The sequence below is a fragment of the Eubacterium sp. An3 genome (assembly GCF_002159465.1).
Taxonomy (GTDB): Bacteria; Bacillota; Clostridia; order Lachnospirales; family Lachnospiraceae; genus Anaerobutyricum; species Anaerobutyricum stercoris.
In genome coordinates this window covers 1-22,516 of record NZ_NFIR01000038.1, presented here as the reverse complement: position 1 = coordinate 22,516, position 22,516 = coordinate 1, and the positions used below count along the sequence as shown (strand labels likewise).

Annotated in this window: 21 protein-coding genes; 1 reads left to right on the top strand and 20 read right to left on the bottom strand. The window is 46.0% G+C overall.

Annotated elements, in window-relative coordinates:
• The 8 genes from B5F87_RS18255 to B5F87_RS18215 form a co-directional block, all read right to left on the bottom strand.
• A partial coding sequence (locus B5F87_RS18255; protein WP_143405283.1) for a hypothetical protein occupies positions 1-1,022 on the bottom strand: 1,022 nt, incomplete at its 3' end.
• Between the two features lie 156 nt (positions 1,023-1,178).
• Positions 1,179-1,676 (bottom strand): transcription elongation factor GreA, encoded by a 498-nt coding sequence (gene greA, locus B5F87_RS18245; RefSeq protein WP_087283566.1) that lies wholly within the window; start codon positions 1,674-1,676, stop codon positions 1,179-1,181.
• A gap of 32 nt (positions 1,677-1,708) precedes the next feature.
• On the bottom strand, positions 1,709-2,815 hold the full coding sequence (locus B5F87_RS18240; protein ID WP_242964575.1) for an ABC transporter substrate-binding protein: 1,107 nt from the start codon (positions 2,813-2,815) through the stop codon (positions 1,709-1,711).
• A complete protein-coding gene (locus B5F87_RS18235; RefSeq protein WP_087283564.1) occupies positions 2,812-3,603 on the bottom strand; it encodes an ABC transporter permease in 792 nt (263 codons plus the stop codon). The genes B5F87_RS18240 and B5F87_RS18235 overlap by 4 nt, the downstream gene beginning before the upstream one ends.
• Positions 3,597-4,412 (bottom strand): ABC transporter permease, encoded by an 816-nt coding sequence (locus tag B5F87_RS18230; protein WP_087283563.1) that lies wholly within the window; start codon positions 4,410-4,412, stop codon positions 3,597-3,599. Before B5F87_RS18230 ends, B5F87_RS18235 begins: the two co-directional genes overlap by 7 nt.
• Entirely contained in the window at positions 4,405-5,478 is a 1,074-nt protein-coding gene (locus B5F87_RS18225; RefSeq protein WP_087283560.1) for an ABC transporter ATP-binding protein, read from the bottom strand. Before B5F87_RS18225 ends, B5F87_RS18230 begins: the two co-directional genes overlap by 8 nt.
• A 109-nt stretch (positions 5,479-5,587) precedes the next feature.
• Positions 5,588-6,124 carry a helix-turn-helix domain-containing protein gene (locus tag B5F87_RS18220; RefSeq protein WP_087283579.1) on the bottom strand — a complete coding sequence of 179 codons (537 nt, stop codon included), beginning with the start codon at positions 6,122-6,124 and terminating at the stop codon, positions 5,588-5,590.
• 305 nt (positions 6,125-6,429) lie between these two features.
• Positions 6,430-7,224, bottom strand: coding sequence for a molybdopterin-binding protein (locus B5F87_RS18215; protein ID WP_087283557.1), 795 nt, complete (start codon positions 7,222-7,224; stop codon positions 6,430-6,432).
• A gap of 260 nt (positions 7,225-7,484) precedes the next feature.
• On the opposite strand from B5F87_RS18215, the gene sigG reads away from it, so the two are divergent.
• A complete protein-coding gene (gene sigG, locus B5F87_RS18210) occupies positions 7,485-8,264 on the top strand; it encodes an RNA polymerase sporulation sigma factor SigG (RefSeq protein ID WP_087283555.1) in 780 nt (259 codons plus the stop codon).
• A 54-nt stretch (positions 8,265-8,318) separates the two neighbouring features.
• Here the strand turns inward: sigG and sigE are convergent, their stop codons facing one another.
• From sigE to mraZ, 12 genes are all read right to left on the bottom strand, one after another.
• Positions 8,319-9,032 carry an RNA polymerase sporulation sigma factor SigE gene (gene sigE, locus B5F87_RS18205; protein ID WP_087283577.1) on the bottom strand — a complete coding sequence of 238 codons (714 nt, stop codon included), beginning with the start codon at positions 9,030-9,032 and terminating at the stop codon, positions 8,319-8,321.
• A gap of 120 nt (positions 9,033-9,152) precedes the next feature.
• Positions 9,153-10,031: a sigma-E processing peptidase SpoIIGA gene (locus B5F87_RS18200; protein ID WP_087283553.1), complete on the bottom strand. Its 879-nt coding sequence runs from the start codon at positions 10,029-10,031 to the stop codon at positions 9,153-9,155.
• A gap of 183 nt (positions 10,032-10,214) precedes the next feature.
• On the bottom strand, positions 10,215-11,366 hold the full coding sequence (gene ftsZ, locus B5F87_RS18195; RefSeq protein ID WP_242964573.1) for a cell division protein FtsZ: 1,152 nt from the start codon (positions 11,364-11,366) through the stop codon (positions 10,215-10,217).
• A 124-nt stretch (positions 11,367-11,490) separates the two neighbouring features.
• The gene (locus B5F87_RS18190; RefSeq protein WP_087283552.1) at positions 11,491-12,249 is read right to left on the bottom strand and encodes an FtsQ-type POTRA domain-containing protein; all 759 of its coding nucleotides are present in this window, start codon (positions 12,247-12,249) and stop codon (positions 11,491-11,493) included.
• Between the two features lie 58 nt (positions 12,250-12,307).
• Complete coding sequence (locus tag B5F87_RS18185) at positions 12,308-13,552, bottom strand: FtsW/RodA/SpoVE family cell cycle protein (protein WP_343215786.1); 1,245 nt, start codon at positions 13,550-13,552, stop codon at positions 12,308-12,310.
• Between the two features lie 2 nt (positions 13,553-13,554).
• On the bottom strand, positions 13,555-14,913 hold the full coding sequence (gene murD / locus B5F87_RS18180) for a UDP-N-acetylmuramoyl-L-alanine--D-glutamate ligase (RefSeq protein ID WP_087283551.1): 1,359 nt from the start codon (positions 14,911-14,913) through the stop codon (positions 13,555-13,557).
• 69 nt (positions 14,914-14,982) lie between these two features.
• Positions 14,983-15,936, bottom strand: coding sequence for a phospho-N-acetylmuramoyl-pentapeptide-transferase (gene mraY / locus B5F87_RS18175; RefSeq protein WP_087283549.1), 954 nt, complete (start codon positions 15,934-15,936; stop codon positions 14,983-14,985).
• A gap of 107 nt (positions 15,937-16,043) precedes the next feature.
• Positions 16,044-17,756, bottom strand: a complete 1,713-nt coding sequence (locus B5F87_RS18170; protein ID WP_087283547.1) for a penicillin-binding transpeptidase domain-containing protein — start codon at positions 17,754-17,756, stop codon at positions 16,044-16,046.
• Positions 17,757-17,824: 68 nt separating this feature from the next.
• Positions 17,825-20,071 carry a penicillin-binding protein 2 gene (locus B5F87_RS18165; protein WP_242964572.1) on the bottom strand — a complete coding sequence of 749 codons (2,247 nt, stop codon included), beginning with the start codon at positions 20,069-20,071 and terminating at the stop codon, positions 17,825-17,827.
• 15 nt (positions 20,072-20,086) lie between these two features.
• Positions 20,087-20,629, bottom strand: a complete 543-nt coding sequence (locus B5F87_RS18160) for a hypothetical protein (protein ID WP_087283543.1) — start codon at positions 20,627-20,629, stop codon at positions 20,087-20,089.
• 27 nt (positions 20,630-20,656) lie between these two features.
• A complete protein-coding gene (gene rsmH, locus B5F87_RS18155) occupies positions 20,657-21,604 on the bottom strand; it encodes a 16S rRNA (cytosine(1402)-N(4))-methyltransferase RsmH (RefSeq protein WP_087283542.1) in 948 nt (315 codons plus the stop codon).
• A 36-nt stretch (positions 21,605-21,640) separates the two neighbouring features.
• Complete coding sequence (gene mraZ, locus B5F87_RS18150; protein ID WP_087283570.1) at positions 21,641-22,063, bottom strand: division/cell wall cluster transcriptional repressor MraZ; 423 nt, start codon at positions 22,061-22,063, stop codon at positions 21,641-21,643.
• Between the last annotated feature and the right edge of the window lie 453 nt (positions 22,064-22,516).

Genomic DNA, 22,516 nt, shown 5'->3' with positions numbered 1-22,516 from the left:
GCTGCCGCGTCCCCGGCGGCTACTTTTCCTCTTTTGTATTCATGGAACAGGATGTCCGTCCCGATTCCTTTCTGGCGGCAGCTTATGACGAAGTCCCGCAGGACGCTGTCTATGGCAAAGTCATTGCAGAAAAAGACCTCGCCCAGAGCCTCATACTGGCTTTTCAGCCGGCTCAGATAAGTCTGCAGTTCTTTAGGATCCAGTTCTTTGGGACTCAGTTCCATGGAATCCTGTTGCTCCTGATGTGCGGCGGCAAGGAGTTTTGTCCCCTGTCCCAGAAGGATCCGGGTCTCGTCGATCTCACGAATGTGTTTGGATACCTGACGGTAGTAATCTTCCATCTGGGCTTTATTGCGAAGGAGCATATGATATTTTCTCTGCAAGATAAGTGTGTAGATTATGTATTCCACCAGAACGAAGGCAATAGCAAAAATGATATTACAGATACCTATAAAAAACATGGTGGATGATATCATATTAGTGTCCTGAAGTACATAAAGAACGCGGGATAATGCGCCTTGAAGAGTAGTGTACAGTATAAATCCTCCCACCAGCCAGGGATGATATAATTTTATTGTTCGATATTTTTTCATCAGTTTCGAAAACACAAGACAGAAAATCACCAAAATACACATTCCGAATATAAAGATCAGTTCCGGCCTTTTTGTAAAAGTATACATAGAATATCCCGTCATGCCGCACAAGGCATCCGCAAGCATAAATGCCAGCAGCATCTTGACAAAGTTTTCTTTCCAGTTGATGGTCTGAATAATGACAACGGCATAAGCCAGTACGTTGCCCATAAGCGGAAGGAAAATCAGAAACCAGGTTTCATACCCGTATTTTTCTTTCAAAAAAATATCCATGACAATATTTACCAGCACAAAATGCATTGCATTCGTGAGGGCAAATACCCATGGACGTTCTCTTTTTCCATATATGAGATTAATAACCACAAACATCATAAGCTGTGATGTAACTCCTGAACTCAGCAAACTTCTGTTTTCCCATAACAATTCCATATCTTCTCTCTCCCGTTTTCGTCATTTTCCGGCAAAAACCTTCTGAATTATTATATCGTCTTCCCACACTTGTTGCAATTGAATCCGATTTTTTAGAAAAAAATCCGCACAAGGCAGTTCCAATCTCCCGGCCCTGCCCTGCGCGGACTAACATAATCAATATTTATTCAATGGTACGTCATCTTCAAACGGTTTAATGTCTCTGATCTCCACATAATATCCGTACTGTGGGTTGACCTCAATATAAACGCGGTCTCCGATATGATGTCCCATGAGAGCTTTCCCCAGAGGGGATTCGATACTGACACGATTTTTCATCGAGTCAACGAGAACTGTTGTGACAAAAGAAAATACATCTTCTTCGTCATCTTCCTCAAAATAGAGGGTGACAGTCTTATTGACGCCTACCTGATCAGCGGCAGCATGATCATCCACGACCTCCGAGGTCCGGATCATACGTTCCAGATATCTGATACGGCTTTCATTGCGGTTTTTTTCTTTTTTGGCAGCATGGTATTCGAAGTTTTCGCTTAAGTCTCCGTGCGCTCTGGCTTCCTTTACATGTTCCAGCAGTTCCTTGCGAACAACAACTTTGCGATGCTCAATCTCCTCTTTCATTTTGTCGATATCATGCTGAGTCAGTTTATGACGCATGTTTTCACCTGCTTTCATTTGCCTTCATCAAATCAATATGCTTTGAGTTCTTTCCAGAGCCGGCTGTAGAAGCTGTCCATTTCCTCTCCCAGATATCGGTACACTTCACATTTGCTCATGGTTTCATCATCCGGAAAGACAGTCGGATCCTGCTGGGATTCTTCATCCAGCTCTTCATAGACCGCCTTGTTCGGCGTCCCATACCAGATGTAATCGAAATTCATCATAGCCACATCCGGCCGGTTCATGAAATCGATGAATTTCTCCGCAGCCTCTTTATGTCTGGCCGTTTTAGGTATCATCCAGCAGTCAAACCAGATATTAGTGCCTTCTTTAGGAACGACATAAGTAAGATCTTCATTTTCTTCTATAGCCACTACGGCGTCACCGGAATAGATCACGCTCAAAGCAGCGTCTCCGGATATCATGGCATCTTTTGTTTCGTCTACCAGATAGGCGGCCAGCAAAGGCTTCTGTTCCATCAGCAGACTCTGTGCTTCCAGAAGAGCCTGACGGTCTGTCGTATTAATAGAATGACCCTTCCATTTCAACGGAACAATAAATGCATCGCGGACGCTGTTTTCCATAATGATCTGATTCTTATATTTTTCGTTCCACAGTACAGACCAGCTGTCCACTTCTTCATCAACCATTTTTTCATTGTAGAGGATGCCGACAGTTCCGAAAAAGTACGGGATGGCGTACTGATTCTCCGGGTCAAATGCCTTGCAGAAATCCATATATTTCTGGTCCATATTATCCATGTACTCCATCTGTGAAGTGTCGATAACCTGTGCTTCTCCGTCACGGATCATCCGCTCGATCATGTAGTCAGAGGTACAGATCAGATCATAATTGATACCGCCCGACTGATATTTTGTATACATATCCTCCGGAGTAATGTACTCTTCGTATTTGACCTCAATGCCAGTCTCCTCCTCAAACATCTGGATGGTTTCTCTCTCGATATAATCACCATAATTGAAGATGACCAGCGTATTATCGTCCTCTCCCGCAGCAGAACCGGCACAGCCCGCTGCCGCTGCAACAGTCCCGATTACTGCCAGCGCAAGTGCGCAGTATTTTTTCAGAGATTTCTTTCTCTTCAAATTATCCAGAATTTTTGTTTCTTTTTTCAATACTGTACCTCCTTCTTTTCCTTCGTCGCCGACAGGCGGTTGATAATGGCAAGAAGGATCAAAATCGTAAACAGCAGGATGGTGGACAACGCATACATTTCCGGATTTATGCCTCGCCGCAGCTGCTGATAAATCATGGTCGAAATGGTGTTGATTCCGGCGCCTTTCGTAAAGTAGGTAACCACGAAATCATCCATTGATATGGTGAACGCAAAGAAAAATCCGGCCAGGATGCCAGGCATAATCTCCGGCAGAATCACCTTTACAAAGGCATATACATGGGACGCACCCAGATCAAGCGCCGCCTCATACAGATTTTTGTCCACCTGCTGCAGTTTCGGCATAACATTTAATATGACATAAGGCAGCCCGATAGTCACATGGGCGATGAGCATAGAGGTAAATCCCAGAGTCATAAAATGTACAAATAACAGCATGATGGCAATACCGGTCACCATCTCTGAATTGAGCAGCGGAATATTCGCCACAGACTGCATAACGCCTTTCATTTTCTTTTCCATGGCAGACATGGCAATGCAGGCCAGCGTTCCGATCACCGTTGCGATGAGCGCTGCCGAAGTAGTGAGAATCAGCGAAGTCCGCACGGCCAGAAGCACTTCCTCATTCTGGAAAAGATCCGTATACCAATGCAGCGTAAAGCCGCCCCATACTGTCCGGATCTTCGAGTCATTAAAAGAACAGACAATGAGGATCAGCAGCGGCGAATACAGTAAGAATCCAATCAGGCCGACGTACAGTCTTCCTGCATATTTTTTTGCTTTTACCATAACATCGTATCTCCTTCCTCTGCATTGCTCCTGTTCATGACTGCCATGCTGATGAGAATAAATATCATCAGAACAAGAGACAGACCAGAACCAAGATTCCAGTTATTGGACAAGTTAAATTCCTGCTCAATAACATTACCAAGCAGCAGAATTTTGGAACCGCCGAGAATATCGGCAACAACGAATTCTGACATACTTGGGATAAAAACCATGGTCACTCCGCTGATAACCCCCGGCAGAGAAAGCGGGATGATGATTTTTTTGAAAGTGACAAACACGGTAGCTCCCAGGTCATGGGCAGCCTCTATGACATCCTTGTCGATTTTGCTCATAACATTGTAGATGGGCAGAATCATAAACGGCAGATAGTCGTACACCATCCCAATGAGAATGGCCCCCTTCGTATACATGATATGCTGCTGCGGCAGGCCAAAAAATCCGAGCAGCGCGTTGACGATTCCTGTGTTGGATAAAAGCATCTGCATGGCAAGAACCCGAAGCAGAAAGTTAATCCACATCGGAAGGATAAAAAGCATGATGATCGTGTTTGATATTTTCCCTTCATGCTGACTTAAAACATACGCCAGCGGATAAGCGATCACCAGGCAGATAACCGTACTTCCCAGTGCCAGCAGCAAAGAATTGCCAAAAGCCTTATAATGTACGGAATCAGCGATAGCAAGAACATTCTCCAGAGTAAATGTACCGCTGCCATCGGTAAGACCGTAATAAACGATCATTAACAGCGGTAAAATGATAAATCCCAGTGCCCAGACAATATACGGGCTTGCCAATATCTTTCTATTCATTGAGGTTCACCGCTTTCTCGTCGTCAGATTCCGGTTTGTTCATAATCTGAATATTAAATGGGATGACTGAGACGCTCACTTTTGTACCTACCGGATGACATACCGTACTGTGCACCAGCCATTCATAACCTCCTGCCTGCACGTCCATCTCATAATGAACGCCTTTAAAGATCAGAGAAGTGACAACGCCATCAAGAGTGCCTTTGCCCTCTTCTCCCAAGATCACATCCTCCGGACGGATGACCACATCAACCGGCCGATTCGTGCCAAAGCCCACATCCACACATTCAAATTTATGTCCGAGGATCTCCACCAGCTTGTCTTCCAGCATGACGCCGTCGATGATATTGCTGTCACCAATGAAGTCCGCCACAAAAGCATTTTCCGGCTCATTGTAAATGTCTTCCGGCGTCCCCATCTGCTGGATATATCCCTGGTTCATGACAACCACTTTATCAGACATGGTGAGAGCTTCTTCCTGATCGTGAGTGATGTAAATAAATGTGATGCCCAGCTCTTCTTTCAGGCGCATCAGCTCATACTGCATGTCCTGGCGCAGCTTTAAGTCAAGGGCCCCCAGCGGCTCATCTAAAAGAAGTACTTTCGGCTCATTGACAATGGCTCTGGCTATAGCGATTCTCTGCTGCTGCCCGCCGCTTAATGAAGAAGGCTTGCGTTTTTCATAGCCGTCCAGATTCACCAGCTTCAGGGCATACTTAATCTTATCGCGGATATAACTTTCAGATTTCTTTTTGATTTTCAGACCAAAGGCAATGTTCTCCTCAATGGTCATATGCTGAAACAATGCATATTTCTGAAAAACCGTATTAAGGTTTCTCTTATTGGCGGGTACATCAGTGATGTCTTTCCCGTCAAAGATCACCCTGCCCTGATCCGGCTTTTCAAATCCTCCGATAATCCGCAGAGTCGTCGTCTTTCCGCATCCGGAAGGTCCCAGAAGAGTGATAAATTCATTTTCTTTTACTTCCAGACATAAGTCATCCAAAACCATTGTATTCCCAAAAGATTTGGAAATGTGTTTTAATTCCACTAAGTTATTTTTCATTAATTTTTCCTGTATTATAAACCTTTCTCTCTGAAATAATTATGACTGCTTCAGACAGTTGCAGATGTTCTGTCTGTCACGCAGCCGCCTGACCTGCATTCCGGTCTGTCTAAAAACTTGGAGGGGATGTCACCCACAGCACATCCGCACCCTTTTCAGAAGAAATGTAATGGGTACGGTCAGCCGTATAATAAAAAGAATCGCCTTTTTTGGCCGAATGCATTTCTTTTCCCAGATGAATCACGATCTTTCCACGAAGCACATACCCAAACTCCTCTCCTTCATGAGGATTATCCGGATAAGTCGACCCCTTCGCTTCCAGATGCAGGTGAATAGGCTCCATCGTATTTTTCTGAGCATTGGGAATAATCCACTGAATCCGGTTTCCATATTCCTGATCCTCTTTTACAAAGTAATCTTCCTCCGTAAACACAATCTGTTCCGTTTCCTTCTCATTACGAAAAAACTCTCCGATCGAAGTTCCCAGACATTGCAGAATATCTTCCAAAGTTGCGATGGACGGCGAAGTCATATCCCGTTCCAGCTGTGAAATAAAACCTTTCGTCAGCTCGGCCCGGTCCGCCAGTTCCTCCTGTGTCAGCCCCTGTGTTTTTCTCAAATCTCTGATTCTATGTCCAATCTCCATACTTTCCGGCAAACAGCATTCCCTTTCCCTCAAATGTGAAAAATATTGCTGTCTTTCTGCCCGCTCTGACAGAAAACGCCCGGCGGCACCTCCTTTTTCTTTCACAATAAAAACTTCAATAAGGTTCGTAATTACTAAACAGAAAGTTTAGTATAAATAAACAAGCTGTATTATGGCAGAGAGTGGAAGATTTGTCAAGAAAAAATTCCCGTTTTGCATCAATGTTTTCAGTGTAAAAAAAATCCTGCCGGACACAGGATAGTTTTCCCATATCCGGCAGAATATTTGTCTGCGTTTATTCACTTTCAGGCGTCCTCTTTGACCCAGGCGATCTTATCGGCAAGAATCTCCGCAATTTTGGTCACAACAGGCTTCATGAGAACCAGAGCCTCTTCTCTGGTCTTGCCGGAAGCAGTCACGCGGATGAGAACGCCGTCTTCTTTGGCGTACGTAGCAACAGTTGGATTTTCGTTATCAAGGATATCGCCCAGCTGATCCGCGATCGGGGCCTCACCGATCACACCTAACGGCAGCTCGTCCGGTCCTTTGATCTTGATATTGATGGACACAAAAACATGATCCGAAAGACGCTTGATATACAGACGGCTGCACTCCGCAAACAACGCTTTCATCTCTTTTGGCGGTCCGGGAAGCATGATAACCGCCTTATTGCCCTGCGCCATGATAATTCCGGGAGCCAGCCCCTCCGGATTAGTGATGACCAGCGCTCCTTCCGGTACCATGGCCTGTTTTTTCTGACTCTCGGTCATCTGGCTGATGCCGTAAGATTCCAGTCTTTTTTTCACATGCTGATAAGTTTTTTCATCAAATATCAGCTGTTTGCCGAAGTAGGATGCCGCCACTTCTTTGGTCAGGTCATCTTTTGTCGGTCCAAGTCCGCCGGTTGTGATGATCAGATCTGAACGCTCCAGCGCAGTCTTTAACACATTGCTGAGACGCTCCTCATTGTCTCCCACCACAGACTGATAATATAAATCAATTCCCAGCCGCGCCATCTCTTTTGCGATGTACTGCGCGTTAGTATTGACGATATTTCCCAATAACAACTCTGTTCCCACACTGATAATTTCCGCTACCATAACTTTCGCCTTTCTTTTTTTCTTCACCTGTTTTGCGGCTTTTTCCGCTGTTTTGAACCAGGAATTCTCTTGTTTTCTATTATAACAGAGCGTTTTTTATCCCGCAAGCCGTAACAAAAATTCCTGCTCTCTTCTTCACATTTTCCAAAAGATGGACAATGATTTCTTGTTTCACTCTGAATAATTTAGAGCGTTTGCGTTCATCCTTTTAAAAGAACACAGGAAGAGTTTTCTGTACGCACATGATCAGGAGGATACAAATGTTTCTGAATAAAGTAGAAATATGCGGTGTGAACACCTCGGAGCTTCCTCTTCTTTCTGAAGAGGAGAAAAACAGTCTGTTCGAAAGAATTGAACAGGGAGATACTGATGCCAGAGATCAGTATATCAAAGGCAATCTCCGTCTGGTTTTAAGCGTGATCCAGCGTTTCTCCGGCAACCATGAAAACGCAGATGATTTATTTCAGGTGGGATGTATCGGCCTGATGAAAGCCATTGACAATTTTGACCGGACGCTGGACGTAAAATTTTCTACTTACGCCGTTCCAATGATTCTTGGCGAAGTTCGTCGCTATCTCCGGGATAATAACAGTATCAGGGTCAGCCGCTCCCTCCGGGATACCGCATATAAGGCGATATATGCCAAGGAACAGCTTCTAAAAACTATGGACCGGGATCCGACAATCGAGGAGATCTCAAAGGAAATCGAACTGCCGGAGGAGGATATCATCTACGCTCTGGACGCCATCGCCACTCCCGTTTCTCTTTTTGAGCCGGTATATCAGGACGGCAATGACGCTCTTTTTCTCATGGATCAGGTCTGTGACAAGAAAAGCAAAGAAGAAACCTGGGTCGAACATCTCGCCCTTCAGGACGCCATGAATCAACTTACCAACCGGGAATATAATATTATACGCAAACGATTTTATGAGGGTAAAACTCAGACGGAAGTCGCCGATGAGATCAGTATTTCCCAGGCACAGGTGAGTCGTCTGGAAAAAAACGCGCTGAAGTCCATACGCAGTTACCTCAATGAATAAAGAATCTGCCGTACAGCATTTCCGGCAGCTGTGCGACAGATTTCTGACAGACGGTCATTCCATTTTGATCATTTCTTTTTTTAATCGATGTATGATCTTTTTTTCAAGGCGGGAAATATATGATTGAGAGATTCCAAGCATATCCGCCACTTCTTTCTGGGTTTTTTCTTCTTCGTTTCCACCAAGACCAAAACGCAGAGAAATAATAAGCTTCTCTCTGTCTGAAAGGGTCTCCATGGCTTTTTTCAGCAGTTTTCTGTCAATTTCATCCTCGATATCCCTGGAAATAACATCTTCATCCGTTCCGAGGATATCTGATAAGAGCAGCTCATTTCCGTCCCAATCTACATTTAGCGGCTCGTCGATAGACACTTCCATCCTTGTCTTGCTGGTTCTTCTCAAATACATGAGAATTTCGTTTTCTATGCACCGGGACGCATAGGTGGCAAGTTTGATCTTTCTCTCCAGATTGAACGTCTGTATGGCTTTGATAAGGCCGATCGTCCCGATGGATATCAGATCTTCCACACCTATTCCCGTATTCTCAAATTTCTTTGCTATGTATACCACCAGTCTCAAATTTCTTTCTATGAGGATTGCTTTGGCTTCCTCACTTCTTCTGGTATCCAGCTGGCTCAGCACATAAGCTTCCTCCTCCGGCTCCAGCGGCGGCGGCAGTACGTCGGTGCCCCCTATGTAATGGACCTCGCCCCTTGGATGAAACAACTGCTTCATGTTATTGACCATGGTGAATTTCACCCGTTCCATTCCTGATACATTTAATACAACTGGCATCTGCAATATCCCCTCCTAAAATCAATACAGACACTGACATGAGCTGATATCGGTATACAGACGTTTCCGTTCCGGTATAACCAGGTCAGCTTTCTATGTCTGTTTCGCAAAAATATCTGCCGGCAGCAAGACAGCAAATCTTTGATCGTGAAAAATTTGCCTGTCGGTAATTCCCATCAATCCCTTTGTATCTGCGAGCACCTCCCCGTCTTTTTTCACAATGATATGGTCTGCAGCGATTCCCGGCATCCAGCCTTCCTCTTTTCCCACGGAAGAGTATGTAATCCTGTAAATTCCTGACCACAGATTTTCTGTCATGATTTTCCAGGGAAAATCCTTTTGTGCCATGAGAAAAGACAGCATCTCCCTTTCTTTCTCATCAAAAAGTTCCGCCGCATTCTCAAAGGACAGAACGCATATTCCCTTCCCTGTCCACTGACTTACCAGCAGGTTGCCGGAATCGTACAGTCCCCGCAGACATACGGCGCGGTCTTTTCTTCGAATTTCCACCTCATAGATACATTCTTTTATCTTTACCGCTTCTTTTTTTATCCTTTTTCCCACACCTTTTAAAAAACAGAAAGCTGCTGCACAACCGACGGGAACCCACCATTGCGCCGGAACTCCTTCCAGCTCCTTTGCAAATGTATTCCGCAAAACATAGCAGAATCCTCCCATAAGAAAGGCGTACATGAGGACTGCGGCCGCCGCCCTGCCAAAAACAGCCGGACTGCGGACAGAAAAGGTCCACATAAGTACCAGGCTCACAAAAAACAAAGCTTCCGCAGCTCTGATATTCCCGGAAACTGTTCCCTTCTGGCAAAGCCAGAATAAGTAAGTGGCTGCAGCCAGAAATGCCCCTGCCGCGAGTCTTTTTCTTTTGACTTCGGGGAAAAATTCATTTTTCACAAGTACCAAAATCAGGTAGTCAATTATCCAGTTCAGCAAAAACAGAATGTCCAGTTCAATCATGTTCCATAAAATCTCAGCATGTTTTAGAAACCGATGGTGTTTTGTCTGTAGATTTATTGTACTATAAAAGAGGACAAAAAAAGGTCGAAACCGATAGGAAAAAACCTAAATGTTTCGACCTTTTTATACATGAACGGCGAAGACTTAAACCGTCTCCATACCGCTGCTGCAATTCGTTTTCAATTACCGGCGTTTCTGGAGGAACTCCGGAATCTTAATCTCCATATCACCTGCATCGTAAGAACGGGAGACATTATTGTTCGGCTGCTCCGCTCTTTTTGACGGGGCGGTCTTAATGGCCTGACCGCTGTATGTAGGTCCGTTTTCCGGCTTTTTTGCGCCGGCTGAACGACTGCTTCCTTTTGAGGATCCTGTGCCGGACACGTCGCGGAGTCCGGTAGCAATAATCGTGATGCTCACCTCATCTTCAGGAATATCGTCGCTCTCTACATTACCAAAAATGATATTTGCCTCATCTCCGGCCACTTCTGTCAGATAAGAGACAGCTTCATATACTTCCTGGATACCCACATCGCCGGAGAAGTTGATAATGATATCTGTCGCGCCGCTTACTGTAGTTTCAAGGAGCGGGCTCTCCATGGCCTTCTTGATAGCTTCCACAGCTTTGTCTTCACCGCTTCCCATTCCGATACCGATATGAGCGATACCCTTATCTCTCATAACCGTCTGAATATCTGCAAAATCCAGATTGATGAGACCCGGTTTAAAGATCAGATCCGTTATACCCTGTACACCCTGCTGAAGTACTTCATCCGCCTTGCAGAAAGCATCCTTGATAGATGTTCTCTTATCGCAAATCTGCAGAAGTTTATCGTTCGGAATAATAATCAGTGTATCCACATTTTCTTTCAGACGCTCGATACCAAGAAGCGCATTGTTCATACGAGGTTTACCCTCAAAAATAAACGGCTTCGTCACAACGCCTACCGTCAGTATTCCCAGATCTTTGGCGATTTCTGCCACAATCGGAGCTGCACCTGTACCGGTTCCGCCGCCCATACCGCAGGTCACGAATACCATATCGGCATCCTTGACAAGCTCTGTGATCTCATCACGGTTCTCTTCCACAGCAGCTGCTCCGATCTCCGGCTTCGCTCCGGCGCCCAGTCCCTTTGTCAGCCTCTCGCCAATCTGGACGCGAGTGGCGGCTTTACATAAATCGAGCGCCTGCTTATCCGTATTGATACCGATTAATTCCACTCCTTCAATTGATTCGTCAACCATACGGTTCACGGCATTGTTTCCTGCTCCGCCGACTCCGATCACAAGGATTTTAGCGTGAGCTAATTCTTCGTTTGACATAATTTCCAGCAAGGTCTACTCCTCCTTATTCTATATATAAATGAATATAATCCACCTGATTCTAGTTTATGGTTATATAATACGTTTTTTCATAGAAATAATCAACAAAAATTTTTATTTTTATTTATTTCAAATTTTACGTTTTTTCACGAAAAGTGATAATATTTTTCTCACCTGTATACAAATGCATATCTATAATTCCCTTTTTATGTTCTCTGGATACCGCCTCCAGCACATCCGCAATTTTTGACATTTTTTCATCCAGAAATGCGGATGTTCCCAGAAAGACCTCAAAATTACCGGACAAAAGTGTAATGTCATCTTCACTTTCAAAGTGAATCTCGGAAATGTTCAGCCCATAAGTGCTTATTTTTTCCGTGATGGAAAGAATGGTATCAAAATAATCTCCGTCCACCGGAATCTTTTCCCCGAGCACCATTTTGTTGAATTTCACTCCCGTCACTACCGGAACGCCGTCAAAGCGGTATCCCCGGCTTTCCTGGGCGATTCCCTCCGAATCGAAATATACATTTTCATTCATATATTCGAACACGCCGGAGCGAAGCTTCTCCTTCACATGAATCTCCAGCGTATGGGTATCGCTGAAGCTCATGGTGATATCATCAATAAAGGGAAGATATTTCTGACCGAAAATACGGTTCTGCGCAATCATAACAAGGGTGTTTCCCACATAATCTTTCTTTTGCACTTCCCGGATAATCTCTCCGTCGGTGTAAGTCTGATTGCCGTTTACCTCAATCTTTTTTATGGAAAAACCGACAACCACGCATATAATTCCCAGCACCAGAATGCACAGGAGACACAGCCAGAAAATCATTTTATGTAATTTGCTGTTTTTTGTATTTTTTATAAGTCTTAATTGTCCGTTCTTCATCTTACCCCCGTCCGGCAAAAGTGGACATGCGGCATCCGCTTCCCTTTGTTTTCAACTGTTACTCTTTTATTCTCATGTACCTGGAGACCGACAGCACAAGTCCCATCTCTATCAAAAGAAAGCACAGGGAAGTGCCTCCGTAGCTAATAAACGGCAGTGGAATACCTGTGTTCGGTATGGTGTTAGTCACAACGCCAATGTTGATAAAAACCTGAATCCCCAGATGGGCGATAGTACCGACAACGATCATAGAACCGTATAAGTCGGCGGCATTGAGCGCCACTACCATGAATCTCCACAAAAGTACAAAATAAATAATCAGAATACTAATGGCTCCAAATAGTCCCAGTTCTTCACAGATAATCGAAAAAATCATGTCATTGTGCGTCTCCGGCAAAAATCCCATCTTCTGCATACTCTGCCCCAGTCCTTTGCCGAACAGCCCTCCGGAACCAATGGCATAAAGCCCCTGCATAGTCTGCAGTCCGGTCTCATACTGTTCGGGATTGAGCCAGATCTTAATCCTTTCCACCCGGTATCCCTGGGTAAGCAGCAGCACAGCTATTCCGGCTATTCCAACGCCTCCAATGGCAAAAAATGGTTTCCATTTATCGCTGGCAACAAATATCATGATGACTGTGATGGCCATCAGGATGATACAGGTACTCAGGTTCTCGATACCGACCACAACGATGATCGGCACCGCCAGCGCAAAACACTTCACGATTCCTTTCCATGTCCGGAGCTTTTTTGCATTCCGGCTGATATATATGGCAAAAATCAAAATCAATGAAACTTTTGCCGCCTCTGACGGCTGAAAACTGAGCGGACCGATGTTAAGCCACCGTCTGGAACCATGGGATACCGCTGCAAAAATCAGAGTGAAGATAAGCAGCAATATTGTTCCCCAGTAATAAACCGGCAGCATCCATTTCTTGCTCTTCCAGAAATGATAGTCGATGCGGGCCACAAAAAACATGGCGGCAATACCGAGTACAGCAAAAAACGCCTGCCGTTTGAGCCAGTATGCGGCATCATCCATATACAGACTGCCCCGGTAAGAGCTTGTGCTGTATACCATCACCAGACCAAATCCCACCAGAAATATAACAAGAAATACGATAGAATAATCCATGGCGTGGGGCCGCCGTACTGACGCAGAACTTCTGACGCCGCCGCGTCCGGCGGCCGCCGGATTTCTTCTGACCTCGCCGCGGCTGCGGACTCCTGCGGTCTGCGGCCGGCTGCGGCCAGCTCCCCGTACAGGAGTGCGTCTTCCTGTTTTTGCCTTTCCAGCCATCATCCTCACCCCTTGAATCTGCGGACAATCTCTTTAAACACCTGTCCTCTGACTTCATAGTTTTTAAACATTCCCCAGCTTGCACAGGCAGGAGACAATAACACCGCATCTCCCGGCACCGCCTTCTCTCTGGCAATCTCCATGGCTTCCTCAAAACTGTCAGCATATATTACATTTTTAAATCCATGTGCTTCCGCCGCGGCGCCAATGGCTTTCGCAGTGGCTCCCATGAGAATCAGATATTTGACCTTGCCGTCAAAGGATTCTATCCACTCATCGTATTCCGCTTTTTTATCATAACCGCCTCCAAGAAGAACCGTTGGTTTTACCATAGCCTGAATACCTTTTATGGCAGCATCCGGATTGGTTCCTTTGGAATCATTATAGTAATCGACGCCATCCACCGTATCTACATATTCAATACGGTGTTCCACGGCCTGAAACGCCATAACAGCTTCGCGGATCTTTTCCACCGGAACACCCATATAATAACAGATGCCGATGGCTGCCAGAATATTCTCATGATTGTGGCTCCCGAGGAGCTGAATCTCATCGATGGAACAGACCGGAATCTCTTTTTGCTCCGCGCGGATCAGGAAAGTATCTCCTGCAAGGACGATTCCCTCTTCCAGATTCTCTTTACGGCTGAAAAATACCGGCGTGGCAGGCGTCCGCTCTGCCATGGCTCTGGTGGCCGCGTCATCATAGTTCAGAAGGATATGATCGTCTTTCGTCTGCTTTTTTGATATGGAAAGCTTTGTCTCTCCATAAACTTCCATCGTTCCGTGGCGATCAAGATGATCCGGCGTAAGATTCAGCACCGCGCTGACCGCCGGATGAAAATCCACGGTGGTCTCCAGCTGAAAACTGCTGATCTCCGCCGCGATCACAGAATCCTCCCGGGTGTCAAGCGCCACAGATGTAAAGGGGATTCCGATATTGCCCACAACAAAGACAGAATCATACCATGCCCTCAAAATACTCCCCACTAAAGCGGTCGTGGTCGTCTTACCATTGGTTCCTGTGATAGCCGCAATTTTGCCTTTTGCAAAATGCGCCGCCAGCTCTATCTCTCCCCAGACTGTCTTTCCCCTGTCATAGAAGGAGCGGGCGATCGGGCTGTTGACAGAGATTCCCGGGCTCAAAATAAGCAGATCATACTGTTCTGCCAGACTCTCTCTGTATTCTCCAAGCTCAAACGCAAGCTCCATGCCTTCCGGCATCTGTTCCTGTATCATTTCTGTGTTTAACTGTTCATTTCCATCATATACCGCCGCATGATAACCGGCGCGGCCCAGAAGCTTCGCTGCTCCCACGCCGCTGACGCCGGCCCCGGCAATCAGTATCTTTTTTCCTTCTAACATAGCAACTCCTTATTTCATACCTGGACAGACAGTCTGTCGGGCTGAGTATCCCTGCTTTTCCATCCGCGTTTAATAAGCTAACATCCCAATGAGGCAGAGGACCGCCGTCACAATGGAGAAAATGGACACCACTTTGGTCTCCGGCCATCCGGACAATTCAAAATGATGGTGTATCGGCGCCATTTTAAAAATCCTCTTCTTCGTTCTTTTATAGTATGCAACCTGGATGATCACCGACAGCACCTCCACAAAGTAGATGAACGCGACAATCGGGAGAAAGAATGGTATCTGCAGCATATAGGCCGTTGATACCACAAATCCTCCCAGTGCCAGCGAACCGGTGTCTCCCATGAAAACCTTCGCCGGATGGGTATTAAAACACAGGAATCCAAGCAGCGCTCCAATAACCGCACAAGCCACCGGATGCACGTCAGTACGTGCCGCCACCGCAATGACAGTAAAAAATACAGCTATCAGAGTGGTCACGCTGGACGCCAGACCATCAAGGCCATCCGTAAAATTGGCGCCATTGACGGTTCCAAGCACCACAAAAAACAGAATTGGTACGTACAGGATTCCCAGATCAATCATTGTTCCTCCGGTAAAAGGAATAATGACTTCCGTTCCCAATCCGGAATAATTTACCATATAAAATGCAAATACCGCCGTAATAAAGATCTGTCCGAGCATTTTCTGCGCCGGGGTCAGACCCAGATTCCTTTTCATGACCACCTTGATGTAGTCATCCAGAAAACCGATGAGTCCAAAGCCGAGGGTAACAAAAAGCACCGGAACAATCTTTGGATAATCAGAAATATAAAAAACAGAACCAACAAGAATTCCGATCAGAAAAAGAATTCCTCCCATCGTAGGTGTTCCCGACTTCTTCAGATGGGATTCCGGTCCCTCCTCCCGGATGAACTGACCAAACTTTAATCTATGTAAAAACTTAATCAGTCCCGGTCCCAATATTAAGGTAACAAAAAATGCTGCCAAGGCTGGTATTGCAATTGATTGATTCATATTTTAACCTCCATTTTATCTCTGTACGCCTGCACATTGTTCTCACGGATCATGGCAGCGGCGCACGTAGTGATTTTAAGACATTCTATCACAGTATAATCCTCTTTTCAGATATTATCAAGATACGGCAATATATTTTGAAAGATTTCTGCCATCACGGGCGCCGCGATGGTTCCGCCATAATATACGCCCACCGGTTCATCAATTAAAATCAGCCCCATAATCTCCGGGTGGTCAGCCGGCGCAAATCCAAGGAAAGAGGAAATGTATTTCCCGGTTCCGCGGGGAAGTTTCTCGCTGGTGGCCGTCTTTCCGCCCACCTGATATCCTTCCACCCGGGCGTTCTTTCCGGTTCCTTCAGCTACAACGGCCTCCAGCAGGGACCGCATAGTCTCTGATGTCGTTTCTGATACATTACCGGGTTCTGTCTCATAGGTAAGTTCTGTAATCTCTCCGGTCACAGAATCCTCTGTGCGGACTGCAAAATGCGGAGTAACCAGTGTCCCGCCGTTTACAACGGCGCTGACCGCCCGAAGCAGCTGCAGGGGCGTAATCTGTATGGACTGGCCGAACGACATGGTCGCCAGCTCCACCGCTCCGATATTTTCAAGCTTATGCATGATAGACCCCGCCTCACCGGGCAGATCCACCCCCGTCTTCTCGTAAAGCCCCAGCTTTCTGTAATACTTCAGCATGGCTTCCGCTCCCACTCTCGCCCCAATCTCCATGAAAACCGGATTGCAGGAGTTCATGACTCCTTCTCTGAAAGTCTCCGTCCCGTGTCCCTGGGTCTTGTGACATCGTATCTTCCTGTCCTCGACAATTTTAAAACCAGGACAGTTAAAGGTATCTTCAAGAGAAACCTTTCCCTCTTCCAGGGCCGCGGTGGCCGTTACAATCTTGAATGTGGAGCCAGGCTCGTAGGAATCGCTGATCAGGGGATTTCTCCACATACTATTTAATTTATCATTCTCACTGCCCTCGCCGCCCGCATAAACATCGAGCAGCTCATAAGGCTCATTCAAATCGTATTCCGGCACATTTACCATAGCGTATATTTCCCCGTTCTGAGGATTCATCAGGATGACCGAAACGCTTTTTGCCTGTTTTTCTTTCAGAACCTTTTCCGCCGCCTGCTGTGCAAAGGACTGCATAGTGTAGTCCAGGGACAGATACAGACTGTCGCCCTGCACCGGCTCGATGCGTTCTTCCGCCGCTGACTCAATCTCAATACCCTGAAAATCTGTCAGCGTCAGGATGGTTCCGTCGGTTCCTTTCAGCACGCTGTCGTATTTTGATTCAAGACCGAGTATTCCCTGGTTATCTGAGCCGGTAAATCCCAGCACTTTGGACGCCAGACTGCCGTAAGGATAATAACGTTTATAATCTTCATCTACCTTGACGCCGCTTAAGGACGCCTCGCGGATCTCATCCGCCGTCTCTTTCGGCACATTACTTTTAATCTTTTCTCTGGAAGAAATCTTTTCCACTTTTTTGCGGATTTCCGCCTCATCCATGGAAAGCTTCTCTGACAGAAGCTTGATTACTTTCTCCGGCTCCGTCACCTGACTATGGATGACCGATATGGTACAGACCGGCTGATTATCCGCCAAAACTACGCCATTTCTGTCATAAATGATACCCCGGGCTGCCTTGATGGAGCGCTCTCTCTGCTCCACTCCAAGAGCTTTCTCGCTGAGTTCCTCTGAAGAAAGCACCATTAGGTAAAAGAGTCTCCCGGCCAGCACCAGAAACAAGACTGTCAGGCATCCAAAAAGAAAAAGGTATTTTCGTTTCTGAAACAGATAAATTTCAATCATGCCATCACATTTACAACTGTTCTTTTATATTCAGTTTACGCAGTATTGGTGCATATATTCTCGAAATCTTATTCTGCGTCTTCTTCCGTATCCTCAGCAGATGACGCGCCCGTATCTGTCTCCTCCCCGCTGCCGGAAGTATCCGCGCCGGAAGATTCCGATGTGTCACTCTCCGTTTCTTCCTCCGACTCGGTCTCTTCCTCGGCTTCAGTTTCTTCCTCGGCTTCTCTCTGAGCCTCTTCTTCCGCCTGCTGCTCGGCCAGCTCCTGTTTTTCTTCTTCCGTCAGCTCCTCTGTCGGCTCAATACCGAGAATCTTAACGATCTCTTCCATGCATTCCCGCTCCAGATTCACAGCCAGAGCCGCATTAGCCTGATTATCCACATTCGGCTCGTCAATAGTCACATAAATAAGGAGCTCCGGATCTTCTGCCGGCACAAAGCCTACGAAGGATATATAATAATCTTCTTTATTTCTGGGGATCTTTTCGGCGGTACCCGTCTTGCCTCCAATGGAATATCCCGGAATCTGTGCTTTTGTCCCTGTTCCGGATTCCACGGTTGTTTTCAAATATTCCCGCATGGTTTCGGAAGTCTCCTCTGATACAGTATTTCTCAGCACTTCCGCTTCCTTCTCCTCCACAACGTCTCCCTGATCATTCTGAATCTCTTTTACGACCCTCGGCTGATAATAATATCCGCCGTTGATCAGGGAAGAAAAACCTGCCGCCATCTGTATCATGGAGCAGTTAAAATTCTGACCGAAAGAATTGGTGGCAAGAGTCACGGTATCTCTGTTCTCTTCCGACGGTATAAGGGAAGCAGTCTGCGCTTCACCAGGAAGATCAATTCCGGTGTTTCTCCCGAATCCAAACAGATTCTGGTACTGATAAAAAATGTCGTTTCCCTCATTAAAACCAATGTTCATCATTGCAACGTTGCACGACTGCGCCACAGCGTCCTCCAGGCTGATATTGCCATGGACGTGAGAACAGCCGATATTCCAGCTTCCCACATTAAGAGAACCGGTACAATAGTAAGATTCATTGCCTGTCAGCACGCCTGTTTCAAGTCCCGCTGCCACTGTAAAAGGTTTATAAGTGGAACCCGGCTCATTGGCGTCGCTGATGATCGGATTACGCCAGAGCTGATAGAAGCCGTCATAGATGGTCATCTGCTCTTCTTCCTCTTCAGCATCCGTTTCCGTGGAAGCTTCCTCATCGTTCTCCTCCGTGTCCTCTTCAGATGTGCCGCCTGCCGTCACTTCTTCGGAGGTATCCTCACTGCTCTCTTCAGCTTCCTTCTCTTTTGTATACACCTTCATCTCATCAATCTCCTCCTGGGAGAAAAGCTGCAGAAGGTTCTTTTCATTCATCGGATCGTTCAGGTCATATGGATTGGAGGACGCCATGCCAAGCACCTCTCCGTTTCTGGGATCCATGACCAGAATACTGGTCATCTTGCTTCCCACATCTTTATCAAATTCTTCCAGTTTATCTTCGATCACCTGCTGAATCTGCATATCAATGGTACTTACAACAGAATTGCCATTCTCCGCTTCCTTCACCGTCTGTTCCTGTGTAAGTTCCTGATTAAAGTAATAGTAAGAACGTCCGTTGGTTCCGTTTAGAGTGTCATTATAATACTGCTCGATGCCCCAGTTGCCGCTGTTTCCCGAAGATGTGAAACCCAAAATCCGGCAGGCAAGATCTTTATATGGATAGACTCTTTTATAGTTCTCCTCAAACATGACGCCTTCCACTTTTCTTGCCTCCTGGATTTCCGCCTTCTCATCGGCCGGCGTATTTTCATCCCAGGATTCATCTGCTTTTGCCAGAAATTCACGAAAAGCCGACACTTCATCGTAACTTAAATTTTTCTTATATACGACATAATAGGAATCTTTGTTATTCTCGATCGTCTCGCGCAGATCGCTCTCATCAAATCCAAAATATTCATTTAAACCACGAATGGTCGTCTCCAGGACTTCATTGGCGTCTTCTTCATTTTCTTTGGCATTTTCTCCCACTTCGATGATATTCTTTGGCTCCAGCACAAGAGTGTAAATTTTCTCATTGGTAGCCAGAATGTTACCGTTCCTGTCGAAAATCCGACCTCTCTCATATGCAATAGTGGAACTCGTATGGTTCTGCTGGCCCAGTACAATAGTCTCAAATTCATCTCCGTTCCGGATCGTCCAGTAAGCAAGACGCACGGCCAATACTAAAAAGAGGCAAACAATTACAAAAAATACAACACTCAGTTTGCCCCTCATTGCCGTGGTCAGACGTCTTACAGATTTTATCTTCTTCGTCACATTACCACCCACTTTTTAATTCGCTGTGTCAACACTCTCATATTGTCTGAAATAGTCTTCTGTACTGCTGTTATAATAAATGATCTGATCAGCTCCCGGATATACCATATGTAATTCCTCTTCCGCAAAAGTACGTATTTCATCGAGATTAATATTCTTATCGATCTCAGTCTGCAGAGCATTCTGCTCACTGAGAAGGTTCTCCTTTTCTGATTTCAGATCGGCAATCTGCGCCGAGAGATTATTCAGTCGAACGGTTCCCTGCACATACATAAGCGCCGCAGCCACACAGATAATTATCGCTACCGCTGTTATGATGGTATATTTCCAGTCAAAAACTAACAGCCTTTCTTTATTGCGCCGGATGGCGGCCTCCTTCTCCGGGTTTACGACCTTTTCCTGCACCGCCGCCTTTGCAGCCTTTTCTCTGCGCACCTTTCTTTTCTTTTCCGGCTGCGCCCCGTAAGTTCCGTCTCCATAATGTTCTTCGCTGTCAAGCTTGGTCACATTGCTTCCATAAATATATTTATAACGCTCTGATGTACTATGCAACGCCATATCAAATTCCTCCAACACACTCTAGTCTCATTCCTTTGAAACTATTCTTTCAAATACACGTAATTTCGCACTTTTGGCCCGGCTGTTCTCTTTCAGTTCTTCTTCTCCAGGTACGATCGGCTTCCGGGTGATCACCCGGCCTTTAGGTTTCCTTCCGCATGTGCATACAGGAAATCCCGGAGGACAGATGCATGGATTCTCGCAGGTACGGAAAATGTTCTTCACAATTCTGTCTTCCAGAGAATGGAACGTGATCACGCAGAGACGTCCGCCGTCACCGAGAAGACCTACCATCTCCTCCAGATGCCCCTTAAGCACATCCAGCTCATGATTAAGCTCGATGCGGATCGCCTGAAAAGTCTTCTTGGCGGGGTGGCCTCCCACAGCACGCACCTTTTTCGGGATAGCCGCCTTGATGATCTCCGTCAGCTGACCGGTAGTCTCCACCGACTCCTCTTTTCTCGCCAGTACAATATGCTTTGCAATATTTTTTGCAAACTTATCTTCACCGTAATCTCTTATAATATGATAAAGCTCCGTCTCACTGTACGTATTCACGATATCTCTCGCCGTCCGCTCCTGTCTGACATCCATCCGCATGTCAAGCGGAACGTCTTCTCTGTAAGTAAATCCCCGTTCTCCATTGTCCAGCTGGTAGGAGGATACGCCCAAATCAAGCAAAATTCCATCCACCTTCTCAATCCCCAGATCATGAAGAACTTTTTTCATATCAGCATAGTTACTGCGTACAATAGTCACTCTGTCCGCATACGGCGCCAGACGTTTCCCCGCCGCCTCAATGGCGTCCCCATCCTGATCAATACCGATGAGACGTCCTCCTGCATCCAGCCTTTTTGCAATCTCCAGGGAATGTCCTCCTCCGCCCAGAGTGCCGTCCACATAAATCCCGTCCGGCTTGATACATAATGATTCAATTGTCTCCGCCAGCATAATGGACTTATGCACAAATTCCATGGCATCCTCCTTATCTGCCGCAAGGCTCCACTGTTTTTAAAAATCCAAATCTCCCGCGATGTCCTCGATAGACTCGTCCTCTTCGTTCTGATAAGCGTCATATTTTTCTGTACTCCACAGCTCAATGCGGTCCGATACGCCAAGAACCGTGACTTCCTTATCGATCTCTGCAAAACTTCGGAGCACCGGGGGAATGAGAAATCTTCCCTGTTTATCTGTCTCGCATTCTATAGAGCTTCCGATAAAGTAACGTTTCAGCTTTCTTGCCTGTCTGGAAGAAGTTGGAAGCGCATTGAGCTTTCCTGCAAAGTTCTCCCAGGATTCAGGCGGAAAAATAAAAAGGCATCCGTCCATCCCTTTCGTAAGTACAAACTGTGTTCCGAGTTCTTCCCGAATCTTTGCCGGTAAAATCAGGCGGCCTTTGGCGTCAAGCCCATGTTGAAATTCTCCCTGAAACACAATACTCACCTTCTTTACGGGAAACAGACGTCTCCTCCATTCCTCTCTCCTGTTTGTCTTATAGGGACATCTCCCCCAGAAAACGTCACATTCTACCACTTTGCTCCACTTGACATTTATTTTATCTCATACAGGAATGTAATGCAACATTATTTTGGGGATATTTTCTAATGTTTTCTTTCCTTTTTTTTACAGGGAGAACATACGAACGCCTTTTAACTGGTATTTTTTTAAGAAAAAATGCAATTTTTTCTAATTATTGCGAAGGTACGCGGATTTTCGGGGCATTTTTTGTTGGGAAAATGGGGCCGCTCCGTGCTGTCCGGATTTTCCCAATAAAAAAGTGTCTTTGACACTTCAACCCCCTAGCCCCCATTCATGGGGGAATTAGGGGTTTCTTTTTGTGCTGTTTTCCTTCATAATAGTCTTATGAATATCCTTCAAAGAATTTTT